Genomic DNA, 11,916 nt, shown 5'->3' with positions numbered 1-11,916 from the left:
CTTAAAATCTGCACTGAAAGATTTACCTCTTCCTCTTGCCATATCTTTCTCCTAAATTATTCAATTTATTTTATCTTTTAGGAATTTAAACTTTGTTGTTTATGTCTTAATATTTAGTGGCATTATAATAAATAGTAAATTCAATACAAAGGATTTATTATGAATGTAGGTTATGCAAGAGTTTCAACTTCAAGCCAAAATCTTGAGAATCAAATTGATCAACTTAAGAGTGCTGGATGTAAAAAGATTTTCTCAGAAAAAAAGTCAGGAAAGAATGAATCAAATCGTGAACAGTTTAAGATTATGATGGATTTTATAAGAGAAGGTGATGTTCTTTACATTACAAAACTTGACAGATTAGCAAGGTCTGTAATAGATCTTCATAATATTGCAAAGTTTTTACAAGAAAAAGATGTAAATCTCAAAGTATTACATCAAAATATTGATACAACATCTCCAGCAGGTAGATTATTATTTACAATGTTAGGTGCTATTGCAGAGTTTGAACGTGATTTAATAAATGAACGTGTTAGAGAAGGAATTGAAGCAGCAAAGAAAAAAGGTGTTCAGTTTGGCAGAAAAGCTATTCTTACTACTAAAGAAAAGAATGTTATATACAAACAGCATGAAAAAGGAAAGTCTGTTGCTTTGTTATCTAAGCTTTTTCATGTAGCTCGTAATACTATCTATAGAGCAATTAAAGATGTAGCTAAAAAGAGGTAGCCAATTTGGCTACTTCAGATGTTCAAAAATTCAACTCTTTTTGAGAATAGCTTTTTATTAGCAAAAACTGCTCAATAAGTAAGAGATTTAGGAGAAGGTTATCTCATAATTTTATGTTTTAATTAGCATATTAGCGTTCCTAAAATAGATAGATATAATTTTAAGCTAATAATAATTAATTCAATGGTAGTTCAATAGTAAACTGTGCTCCATGATTACTATTTTGAGCATATAGTTTACCTTTTAAACTCTCTGTAACAATTTTTCTACTCATATGTAATCCTAAACCTGTTCCAATAGATTGATGTTTTGTTGTAAAGTATGGGTCGAATATTTTAGATATAGTTTCTCTTGGAATACCACCTGCATTATCTTCTATGGTAATATATGCAATTGAATCTGTTTTCTTAAGACTTATTCTAATCCAAGCATTATCAGTTTTTCTTTCTTTTATAACATCCTTTGCATTATTAAAAATATTGATGAGAACTTGTGATAATTCTTTTGAAATAGTTTTAATCTTAATTGGATTTTTATAATCTATCTCTTCATGAACTTCAATAAAATTGTTTTTTAATGATGCATGAGTAATTTCAATTACTGTTTTTAATGTATCTTGGAGAATGATTTCTTCTAGTTTCTTTTCTTCCCTAATAAAATCTCTAAATGTGTCAATAATTTCTGATAAATATTGAGTATTTTTAACAATCCCATCCATATACTCAATCAACTTTTCACTGTTCAGGTTTCCAAATTCTTGTTGTAGTTTTACTCCTGAGGCAGAAGTTGAAATAACACTTAGAGGTTGTCTCCATTGGTGTGCTATATTTCCTATCATTTCACCCATTTGTGCCATTTTTTCTATTTCAAACAATTGTTGCTCTTGATGTCTTGTCTTTTCTACTTCTTTTTTTATTTTCTTCTCTAGTGATTCATTTAGCTCTTTTAGTTCCTGTGTTTTTAAATTAACTTCTTTTTCAAATTTTTCTTTTTTTGTTGTTTCTTTATAAAAAATAAAAGTTAATAATATATTTATTAAAGTTATTACTAGTAGAAATTTTATGAATTCACTTTTTAATTGTAATAATTCTTCACTATCTTGATATACTACAAAGTAACCTATATTCTGTTTTTGGATATTTTTTAATAGTAAAAATGTTGCAATTTTGTGAGAAGATTTTATATTCTTAGATTTTATTTCAACTCCAAATATATTATTGGATTTAAAACCATCATCAAGTTTTTTTTGTAAATCTGCTCTAAATAGTTTTCGCAATATAGACTCTAACTTTTTAGTTTTTTCATTGCTGCTTCTTAGTAAAGTAATATACTTATCTGATTCTATACTTATTCCATAATATTTTCTATAATTATCAAATATCTTTTTTTCAAATACCTCTTTATTTAATAAGAAGTGAGTATGGACATCATATACTTCCTCTAGTTTATGAATAAATGCTTTTACACTAAAAGAAGTCTCCACACTTCCAATATGTTTATCATTATAACTCAAGGGATATACATACCTAAATCCAGGAACTACTCTACCCATTTCAAGACCTGATATAGATTCTTTATAACTATTTACAAAATTTACACTATATCTAATATCAGTTAGGTCATCCCCATATCTTTCAGGTTTATGCATTCTTAAAAAGGAGTGATTTTTAGGTGTATGGAAATGTATTTGTCTAAAATCAATACTTTCTAAATAGATATAATCATATTTTAAATAATCGTATAATTTTTCTCTATCTTTTTGTGCAAATAGTTTTAATACATTTTCATTATCTATATATCCTCTATAAACAGTATTTGCTATTGTTTCAAAAGAGTTCAATGTATTATTATAATTTGTTTTAACAATTTCATTTGCTGATATAATTATTTGTTCTCTTCTTTGTTCATTATTTAAATATAAAATAGAAATTGAAAAAAATTCTAAAATAATAAAAAAACTTAATAGGTATAATTTATTTTTTATATAAGTCCTTTCAAATATAACTTTTATTTATTATATCTATATTTATTATATAAAATAGTTAAGTGATATGCCAACACTACATAAGAGAAAAAATGAGTTATAAAACATAAGTTCAACAATCTGTACTTATTGAGCATATTCCAAATTTCAACTCTTTTTTGAACAATCTATTTTTTAGTAAAAACTGCTCAAAAAGTAAGAGCTTTAGGGAAAGATTATAAAAACTTTGTGTATCTTAATAGTTTCAGCCAGATTATATTGGATTTTTTAGCTTATTTCTAACTACATCTGTGATAGTATTCTCATCATTTTGTCTACTGTTTATTCTAATAGTTCTACTATTAACTAATGGTATTGCTTTATACTTGAATGAATATTTTGATACAATGATACTTTTAAGGAATAAAATGAAAACAAAAAATATAAAACTACTTTACATTCAAAATATCATATTATTTTTAGTATTTGGAGCAGCCGTTGCAATTGTAACAACATACTTAAACTTTAATCTCAATTTTGAATTAGAGCAAAAAAAAATTGATAAAAATTCAATATATGTATCCAATATGATAAAGACAAAAATAAATAACTACCTTCATAAAGTAGAAAATGCTCTTTTAGCTATTCAAAAAAATGATTTGTTTATTGATTATATACAAAATCAAGACCAAAATAGTAAAAATATTGTTCAAAATCTTTTTATAAACTCAATGTATAACAATGAGAATTTTTTTCAACTTAGATTTTTAGATAAAAACGGAATAGAAAAAATTAGATTAGATAGAAAAAGACATACCAATAATATATTTGTAGTAAAAGATGAAAAACTACAAGATAAATCAAAAAGATACTATTTTACAGAAACACTTAACTCAAAAAGTGGAGAATATTGGCATTCTAAATTGGATTTAAATGTTGAAAATGGTGAAATAGAGAAACCATTAAAACCAACATATAGAATTTCAACAAATGTATACTACAAGGGAAAGTTTTATGGAATATTGATCGTTAATGTAGAGATGACAAAACTTCTTACAGCACTTAGAAATAATAATCAGTTTTTAGTTTATCTTATTGATAATGAGGGTAATTTTATTCTAAACCCAAATCAAAACAAAGAGTGGGGAAAATATCTTAATAACGGACATACTGTTTTTAGTGAATTTCCTGATATCTCAGAAGATGCATTTAGTTCAAATACCTTTAATGAGTTTGGGTATATTTTTCCTTTAAAAGATACTTTTACAAATAATGAAAACATAAGATTATTATTAAAAGTAAAAGATGAATATTTAAAAAATGTTAAAACTGATAATATATCTTATGCTTATACTTTGGGCATAATTATTCTATTGATTTCACTTCCTATTGGATTAATTATTTCATATCCAGTATCTAAAATTTATATGACTACGAATAAACTTTACAGTGAAAATTTAAGATATATTGATACCATAGATAAGTATGTTATTACAATGACAGTTGGTACGAATAAAAAGATCACTGATGTAAGTAGTGCTTTATGCAATGTAAGTGGTTACAAGAAGGAAGAATTAATTGGGGAAAAACCATCTATCTTTAAAAGTGGTGAAATGGATGATAAAGTTTATAAAGACTTATGGAGTAAAATAACAAATGGATTTGTGTGGAGTGGTGATTTACAAAATAAAACAAAAGATGGTAGTGTTTATTGGCTAAAAACAAATATACTCCCTAATTTATCGTTTGATAATAAAGTTGTTGAGAGTTATACATCTTTAAGTGAAGATATTACTGATAAAAAACAAATAGAAATTATATCTCAAACTGATAAACTCACTCAACTATATAATAGAGTGAAGTTAGATGAATCTTTAGAAAATGAGATGAATAGGTTTACCAGACATAATGATATATTTTCAATTATATTAATTGATATTGATAAATTCAAATCAGTCAATGACAACTATGGTCATCAAGTTGGAGATAGTGTTTTAATAGAATTATCTAAAATTTTAAAAAAACATGGCAGAAAAACAGATATTGTTGGAAGATGGGGTGGTGAAGAGTTTATGATTATTTGTATAGATACAGATATAAAAGGAGCTAGCCATTTTGCCCAAAATCTAAGAGCAAGTGTAGAAGAATATAAGTTTGATGTTGTTAAACATAAAACAATAAGTGTTGGAGTTACAGAGGTAAAAAGAACTGATAATATTCAAACACTTATCAAAAGAGTTGATGAGTATTTATATGAAGCAAAAGAAAATGGTAGAAATAAGGTTATTTCAGATTTAGAAAGTTAAACTAATTTCATATTTATAGTTGAATTAGATGAACATCTTAGACATGTTTTTGTATTTTTTATAGACATCTATAAATTATCTTTTTTAACTGCAATAGTATCGAAGATAGCATAACTTTTCAGATACAATGTTTCCATTAAGACTGATTTTCGTTATAATTTAGTCTTTTGACTCAACCTTATTTATAAGTTCAACAATCTGTAGTTTTGGAACTTTTAACTAAAACTTAAAGTTGTGTTCCAAATATAAGAGGTTTAGGGAAAGACTATACAGAATTTTTAACACTCCCTTTATTTTCTGTTACAGATAACCCCTTTATTTGTAGGATTTTAAAATGCTTTTATTTTGTAGGTCGAAAAATAAATTATAATAATTCTTCAAACTCTTGTTTTAATATTTTTTTGTAAATTTCTTTTAAAACCTTAATTGCAATATCATGGTCTTCTTTACTTACATCTTCAAGGATATAATCTAAACTTTCAACACCTATTTGTTTTAACTCAAACTCAATATCATATGCTTTTTGAGTTGGATGAATAAGAGTTGTTCTTTTATCCTTTGGATGCTTTGATTTTATGATATAGCCATTTTGTTCCATTCTTTTAAGTGTTACTGTTACATTTGAAGACTCAGATACTGTTTCCTTACAGATTTCACTTTGAGTCATTGACTTATTTTCAAATAAAAGTAATAGAATTACCCTTTGCTCAACAGTTAAATTATACTTTTTTATTTTTTGTGTAAAATTGTTTTTTGATTTTAAATGTACTTTAGATATCCAATTTGCTATACAGTCTTTATCTTCAATATTATTTTTCATGGTGAGATTATATAATATTTCTTTTAATAAACTACTTTTATCTCATTTTCATGATTTATGATTCTTAAATCTACATCATATGTATCTCTTAATATTTGTTCTTTTAGTTCGCTTTTTTTACCAAAAAATATTATCTTTCCCTCTTTTAATAATAAAATATCATTTGCATATTTAAAGGCTAAATTCAAGTCATGTAAAACTACAAATGTAAGTAAACTTTTTTCATAGGTTACTTTTTTAGTCAAATTCATTATCTCAAGTTGATTTTTTATATCAAGATGATTTATGGGCTCATCAAGGAAGAGGACGTTTGAGTCTTGTACTAATGACCTTCCGATAAGAACCTTCTGAAGCTGTCCTCCACTTAAGTTTAAAATATTCTCTTTTGCTAACTTTTCAAGATTCAGACTTTTAATAACTTCTTCACACTTACATTTATCTTCTTTAGAAGGGAGAATCTTCATATGAGGTTTTCTCCCAAGTAAAATGCAGTCTTCAACTAAACAATTTACAGCTTTTGTAGTTTGAGGAAGATAAGAAATAAGTTTAGCAAGCTCTTTATTGGAATAAGATTCTAGTTTTTTTTCATATAGATTTATGTCACCTGAATCTTTACAAAGTAGGTTTCTAAGCACTTTTAATAAAGTTGATTTACCACTTCCATTTGGTCCAATAATGGCTATAAGATTATTCTCCTGACTATTAAAACTTATCTCTTTTAATATTTTCTTCTTTTTTACTGAAAAGTTAATTTTATCTAGTTCTATCATTTAGTGATTTCCTTATAATAATATATAAAAATAGTGGAACACCAACAAATGCAGTTAATATTCCAACAGGCAGATTTATTGGAGATAGAATTTGTCTTGCTAATAAATCTGAACACATTAAAAAAACACCACCAAGAAATGATGAAGAAAGAAATAAAAAGTGATGTTTTGCATGTGGATAAATGATTTTTATAACATGGGGTGCAACTAATCCAACAAAGCCAATAACTCCATAAAAAGCCGTTGCAACAGAAGTTAATAGTGAGGCGATGAAAATTGCATATACTCTAAGTGTCCAAGTTTTTATACCCAAACTTTTTGAATAGTTTTCATCCCAGATGATGGCATTAAAATCCCATGCTTTATACATAACAAAAATTAAGGAAATTAAAATCACAATAGCTAAGATTATAATTTCAGTATAAGTTCCCTTACTTAAATCCCCAAACGTCCAAAATACAGCTGATGCTAGTTCATTGTCGTTTGCAAAATATTGTAAAAGCATTGTTAATGCCCCAAATAGTGAAGCTAAAGCAACCCCTGATAAGATTAATGATTCAGGAGTAATCTCCTTTATAAATGATAAACCAATAATAATACTTGCTGCAAGTATTGAGCCAAAAAAAGCTCCAATTACTATTAAGTTAAGTTCTCCTAAATATGTAATTGTGATAGTTGTTGAAGATAGAATAATAATACTAAAAGAAGCACCAAATGCTGCTCCTTGAGATAGACCTAATGTAAAAGGAGAGGCTAAGGGGTTTTTTAAAATACTTTGTAAAATTACTCCTGATAGAGATAATGAAATCCCCACAACAAAGGCAGCGATCATTCTAGGAAGTCTAAGTTCATAAATAATATGTGAAAAATTTGATTCTACATTAGGCTTACTTAGAGTATTAAAAAGTTCTAAAAACCCAATATCTGTATATCCTACTTTCAAAGAAAAAACTAATACTAAAAAGAATAAAAAAATAAGAAGAAACCAAAATTTAAACATTTAAATCTCCTCTAAAACTAAGTTATTACTATCTATTGTAAGTTTTTTAAATCCTGATAATTCTTTTGCTAGGAGTTTATACATAGGTTTATTAACAAACATTTCGAAGATTTCGTTAGCTTTTTCAATAGGATTTATCTCTTTATAGGCATCTGGATATAACGTTTTTGCAACAAAAAAACTATTTGCTAACATCTGGTCTACATTATTATAAAAATAGTAGTTACTTGCTAATAATGAAAAGGTCTGAGCATTTTCAAAGGCTTGTAACTTTTTAAAATACTTTTTATTTTTTCTAAACTCGTTTTTAATTTTTTCTAAACCAAGAGCGTCAACAAATATAATTGGTGGATTATGGTCAATTAAAAACTCACCATTTAATAGTATATTTCCTTTTTGATGAAATTTTGCAATGCTATTGTTTACATTTGCAATATTAAAAGCAAAGTAGTCTCCTTTTGTACTATTCAATCCTCTTAAATCTTTAAAGGGAAGACCACAAATATATGCTTCTTTTCTTTTTTCTATTTTTTTAAAGCTTTCCTCTAAACTTTTAATATAACTGATTAGCTCTTCTGATCTTTTTTCTGTGTTTAAAACATCACCCATTATTTGAAGAGATTTCTTAACTAAGTTTAAATCTAAAATTTCATTTCCTGAAGAGACTGCAATTACAGGTATTTTTACTTTTGATGTTAACTCTTTTATTTCATTTTTATTATGCCTAAGAGTAAATATAACATCAGGGTTTAGTTTAATAATTGCCTCATAGTTTAATTGTTTAGTATTGTCTCCTGCTCCAACTACGGGCAAGTTTTGAATTACTTCTTTATTAACATACGTATACGTTCTTTTTTGAGTATCTATTTTCTCATTTGCTTCAACTGCAATTACTTTATCCATTGCATTTAAATATGACACAAAACTTAGACTATTACCAAGTGCAATAACTCTTGAAATTTTTCCATCAATTTTCACACTTCTATCTAAAACATCTTTTACAACAATACTTTTTTCATCTGCAAGTAGTGTTGTTGAGATAAAAAGAATTAGTAAAAATGTAGCTAACCTAATCATTTATAATCTTCCACTCTAATTTCTTTTAGTTCTAACTGATTATTTTTGATAATTACTTTATTAAAGCCATGTAAACCATTTTTTATCGTGCTATATAATGGTTTTCCAACAAACATCTCAAATATTTCATTTGCTTTTTTTATTGGATTTAAGTTTTTATATTCCTTAGGATAGAGTGTTTTTGCTATAAAAAAGCTGTTTGCAAGCATTTGATCAAAGTTTGTATAATAGTAGTTATTTGCAAGTAATAAATAAACTTGGCTTTTATTAAAAGCTTTTAATCTATTATAATATGCTGGTTTCTTTTTAAATTTTTCTTGAACAATTGTAAAACAAGCACTATCTATAAACATATTGGAAGGGTTTGACATTAGTAAGAATTCATCATTTATAAATAGATGACCTTTCTTTTTTATTTTTGATACTGCATTAGTAACATTTGCTAATTCAAATGGCATGAAATCAGCTTGTGTACTATCAATTCCTTGCAATCCTTTATAAGCAAGTGCACCAATATAAGACTGTTTTTTTAAAGAAGGTTTTTTTAAACTAGTTCTTAACTTATTTATATAATCAATAAGTTCTTTAGCTCTTTGCTCTTTTTTTAAAACCTTACCTGCTATAGATAACGATTTGTTTGTAGTGTTAAAGTTGACACCATCTTTCCCATAGTCTAAAACAACGACAGGGACATTTAACTTATTAGAGATTTCATCTGCCTCTTTTTTGTTTTGACTAATCAAAAATATCACATCAGGTTTTAGATTTAGAATCGTTTCATAATTTAATTGCAAAACACTTCCACCTTGAGCCACAACGGGGAGTCTTTTTAATATGTTTTTATTAACATAGGTATATGTTCTTTTGTCAAAATCCATTTGTTCAATTGATTCAACAGCAATTACTTTATCCATTGCGTTTAAATATGTTATAAAACTTAGACTTGTTCCAAGTGCAATAACTCTTTGAACCTCTCCATTTATAGTTACCTTTCTATCTAAAGTGTCTTTAATCACAATACTTTTTTCTTGAGAGAAAAGAAGTAAGGGTAAAAAAGCAAAAAGATAGATTAAAGCTTTTTTTATACTCATTATTTTCCTTTATTAATATTTGAATAGCTATTTAAACATATAATTGTTAAATTTATGTTAAGTATTATTAGAATTGGTATTTAAAACTAGCTCCTATAATAGCACCAGTAGAAGGAACGCCATATCTTGTATCATAATCTTTGTCAAAAATATTTTGGCCATAGATTTCTACTACACTATTTTTTAATATTTTGTAATTTAGTGATAAATCAGCTGTCACAAAATCATCTAACTTTTCAACTGCTGTTGAATCTTTTTCATAATATCTTGTTCCTGTATAGTTTATAGCAAAACTACTTCCTATTTTTGGAGTAATATCATAATCAAGAGATAGGTTCACTTTTAAATTTGGAACATAATCTATTTTATTAGAGATTTCATTTAGATCTAAAACATCTCCTTCTTTTTTGGTTTTCTGATAAGTTGCTCCAGCTTTGATTAGAAATGTATCATTTACTTTATATTGTCCATTTAGTGTAAGACCAAAGAATTTTGCCTTATCTAAATTGTAAGCATAATACCCTTCCTTTGGAACTTCTTTAAAGGTAATATAATCTTTTACATCATAGAAGAAAAGAGAAGCTTTAAGAAAGTTACTTGAAGAGAAGTTATGTCTATATACTACATCGATTGCATTGGCACTTTCTGTTTTTAGATTATTATTTTGAAGTTCAGCTCTTCCACTGTTTACAGCATCTAAATGATGATTTAATTCTGGAGTTCCTGGTGCTCTAAATGTTTGATATGCATAAAATCCTAGGATATTGTCCTCGGATACTAAATATTCAACTCCAAGCTTTGGTGTAAGCTTTTTATCCTTTGTTTTAAAACCTAAATGTACTGCTTCATATTTATCATATCTAGCACCTAATTGGAAAGTCAGTTTATCACTATATTCAAATCTATCACTTAGGAAAATCGCTTCTTGTTCTGTTTCCGAAAAATCAGATTTTACACCAACAATACCATTGATACTCCAAGGTGCGGGTGGAGTGTTATTATATTCTGTATTTAAATGGGTAATTGTACTTTCTCCACCTTTTAGCTTTTTATATTCAGCACCAAAAAGGATCTCGTGATTATCTATAAATGCAGTAACTTTAGATTTTAATCCATATGAATCATCAACTCCAACATCTCTTTGGAAAACTAAATCCCCTGCATTGTAAGTGCTACCTGAAGTATCTGAAAAGTTTTTTTCTGTTCTGTCCTCGTTATTTTTGTAAGCACTTAACTCAACTAAAACATCCTCACCTATAGGCTGAGAGTAAGCGATATCTAAAAGTGTTTTTTCTTTATTTGCCTCTGCCCCCATCACCTATTAAACTTAAAGCACTATTCATAGGTGCACCACCAACAAACGTTTCACCCAAAGAGGTGGGATATTTTGAGTTTGCTCCTGTGCTATTGTCTTTAACTAAACCTCTTGTAGTATCTGAGTATAATACCCCAAGGCTAAGTTCGCCATCATTTGGGGCAAAATAGTATAGTCTTGCAGAGATGCTATCTGATTCATAGTCATTGTTTAAAAGATAAGCATCTGCTTCTTGATGACTTGCACCAAGACTTATACCAAAGTCTCCAAATCTTTTTGAAAAACTTGTTCTGATATTTGAAAAGTCATTTGCACCATCCCAGCCACCACTTGTTCCATAAAAAGAAAAATCAGCTTTTTCTTTTGGTTTTTTAGTATAGGCATTTATAACTCCACCTAAAATGTGACCATATTCAATACTACTTCCACCTTTTATAATATCTATTCTTTCAATATTATCCATTGGAATAGCAGAAAAATCAATATATGGAGCACCCATTCCTCCAATTGAGTTAATATTGTTTCCATCTATATTTAAAGCTATTCTATTCCCACTTTGCCCCCTAAGTAGTAAACCACTTCCATTGTCTCCAAAATTTGCCTTTCTATTTAAAGAAACTTCTGTATCATCAAAAATAAAATCTCCAATATTATTACTTTGACCTTTTTCTTTGATTAAAACACTAGAGTTTAAAGTTTGCGTAGTTCCATCTGAAATCTCATTTACTGTAATTGTATCAAGCATAATGTTTTGTGAAAATGCAATGCTTGAACACATCGTTAAAGAGGCTATTATTTTTTCTTTCATAAATTTTCCTTTTTATTATTAATACCAATTATCAATATCTAGT

The 11,916-nt window shown here is 27.1% G+C and carries 10 protein-coding genes; 2 read left to right on the top strand and 8 right to left on the bottom strand.

The window, feature by feature from the left end; translation table 11 throughout:
- Positions 1 to 159: 159 nt before the first annotated feature.
- Positions 160 to 723, top strand: a complete 564-nt coding sequence (locus CRV03_RS07455) for a recombinase family protein (RefSeq protein ID WP_129084523.1) — start codon at positions 160 to 162, stop codon at positions 721 to 723.
- A 175-nt stretch (positions 724 to 898) separates the two neighbouring features.
- On the opposite strand, the gene CRV03_RS07450 is transcribed toward CRV03_RS07455, so the two are convergent.
- Complete coding sequence (locus tag CRV03_RS07450) at positions 899 to 2,563, bottom strand: ATP-binding protein (protein ID WP_129084522.1); 1,665 nt, start codon at positions 2,561 to 2,563, stop codon at positions 899 to 901.
- Positions 2,564 to 3,114: 551 nt separating this feature from the next.
- Between CRV03_RS07450 and CRV03_RS07445 the strand changes: the two genes are divergently transcribed.
- Complete coding sequence (locus CRV03_RS07445) at positions 3,115 to 4,992, top strand: diguanylate cyclase (RefSeq protein WP_164968636.1); 1,878 nt, start codon at positions 3,115 to 3,117, stop codon at positions 4,990 to 4,992.
- 364 nt (positions 4,993 to 5,356) lie between these two features.
- Here CRV03_RS07445 and CRV03_RS07440 read toward each other — a convergent pair whose 3' ends face one another.
- The 7 genes from CRV03_RS07440 to CRV03_RS07410 all read right to left on the bottom strand — a co-directional run bounded on the left by CRV03_RS07440 (position 5,357) and on the right by CRV03_RS07410 (position 11,873).
- A complete protein-coding gene (locus CRV03_RS07440) occupies positions 5,357 to 5,812 on the bottom strand; it encodes a MarR family winged helix-turn-helix transcriptional regulator (RefSeq protein WP_129084520.1) in 456 nt (151 codons plus the stop codon).
- Positions 5,813 to 5,835: 23 nt separating this feature from the next.
- Positions 5,836 to 6,582 (bottom strand): ABC transporter ATP-binding protein, encoded by a 747-nt coding sequence (locus CRV03_RS07435; protein WP_129084519.1) that lies wholly within the window; start codon positions 6,580 to 6,582, stop codon positions 5,836 to 5,838.
- Positions 6,566 to 7,582, bottom strand: a complete 1,017-nt coding sequence (locus CRV03_RS07430) for an iron ABC transporter permease (protein ID WP_129084518.1) — start codon at positions 7,580 to 7,582, stop codon at positions 6,566 to 6,568. The genes CRV03_RS07435 and CRV03_RS07430 overlap by 17 nt, the downstream gene beginning before the upstream one ends.
- Positions 7,583 to 8,659, bottom strand: a complete 1,077-nt coding sequence (locus tag CRV03_RS07425; RefSeq protein WP_129084517.1) for an ABC transporter substrate-binding protein — start codon at positions 8,657 to 8,659, stop codon at positions 7,583 to 7,585.
- Positions 8,656 to 9,750, bottom strand: a complete 1,095-nt coding sequence (locus tag CRV03_RS07420; protein WP_129084516.1) for an ABC transporter substrate-binding protein — start codon at positions 9,748 to 9,750, stop codon at positions 8,656 to 8,658. The genes CRV03_RS07425 and CRV03_RS07420 overlap by 4 nt, the downstream gene beginning before the upstream one ends.
- Positions 9,751 to 9,817: 67 nt before the next feature.
- Positions 9,818 to 11,065, bottom strand: a complete 1,248-nt coding sequence (locus tag CRV03_RS07415; protein WP_129084515.1) for a TonB-dependent receptor — start codon at positions 11,063 to 11,065, stop codon at positions 9,818 to 9,820.
- Complete coding sequence (locus tag CRV03_RS07410) at positions 11,046 to 11,873, bottom strand: TonB-dependent siderophore receptor (RefSeq protein WP_129084514.1); 828 nt, start codon at positions 11,871 to 11,873, stop codon at positions 11,046 to 11,048. Before CRV03_RS07410 ends, CRV03_RS07415 begins: the two co-directional genes overlap by 20 nt.
- Positions 11,874 to 11,916: the final 43 nt, after the last annotated feature.

This window comes from Arcobacter sp. F155 (genome assembly GCF_004116455.1).
In the GTDB taxonomy this organism is placed as follows: domain Bacteria; phylum Campylobacterota; class Campylobacteria; order Campylobacterales; family Arcobacteraceae; genus Halarcobacter.
This window is presented reverse-complemented; position numbering and strand designations above follow the sequence as displayed.

Excerpts from the sequence above, each read along its gene's own strand:
- CRV03_RS07455 (WP_129084523.1), top strand. The coding sequence starts at position 160 with ATGAATGTAGGTTATGCAAGAGTTTCAACTTCAAGCCAAAATCTTGAG.
- CRV03_RS07440 (WP_129084520.1), bottom strand. The coding sequence starts at position 5,812 with ATGAAAAATAATATTGAAGATAAAGACTGTATAGCAAATTGGATATCT.
- CRV03_RS07410 (WP_129084514.1), bottom strand. The coding sequence starts at position 11,873 with ATGAAAGAAAAAATAATAGCCTCTTTAACGATGTGTTCAAGCATTGCA.
- CRV03_RS07445 (WP_164968636.1), top strand. The coding sequence starts at position 3,115 with ATGAAAACAAAAAATATAAAACTACTTTACATTCAAAATATCATATTA.
- CRV03_RS07420 (WP_129084516.1), bottom strand. The coding sequence starts at position 9,750 with ATGAGTATAAAAAAAGCTTTAATCTATCTTTTTGCTTTTTTACCCTTA.
- CRV03_RS07430 (WP_129084518.1), bottom strand. The coding sequence starts at position 7,582 with ATGTTTAAATTTTGGTTTCTTCTTATTTTTTTATTCTTTTTAGTATTA.
- CRV03_RS07435 (WP_129084519.1), bottom strand. The coding sequence starts at position 6,582 with ATGATAGAACTAGATAAAATTAACTTTTCAGTAAAAAAGAAGAAAATA.
- CRV03_RS07415 (WP_129084515.1), bottom strand. The coding sequence starts at position 11,065 with ATGGGGGCAGAGGCAAATAAAGAAAAAACACTTTTAGATATCGCTTAC.
- CRV03_RS07425 (WP_129084517.1), bottom strand. The coding sequence starts at position 8,659 with ATGATTAGGTTAGCTACATTTTTACTAATTCTTTTTATCTCAACAACA.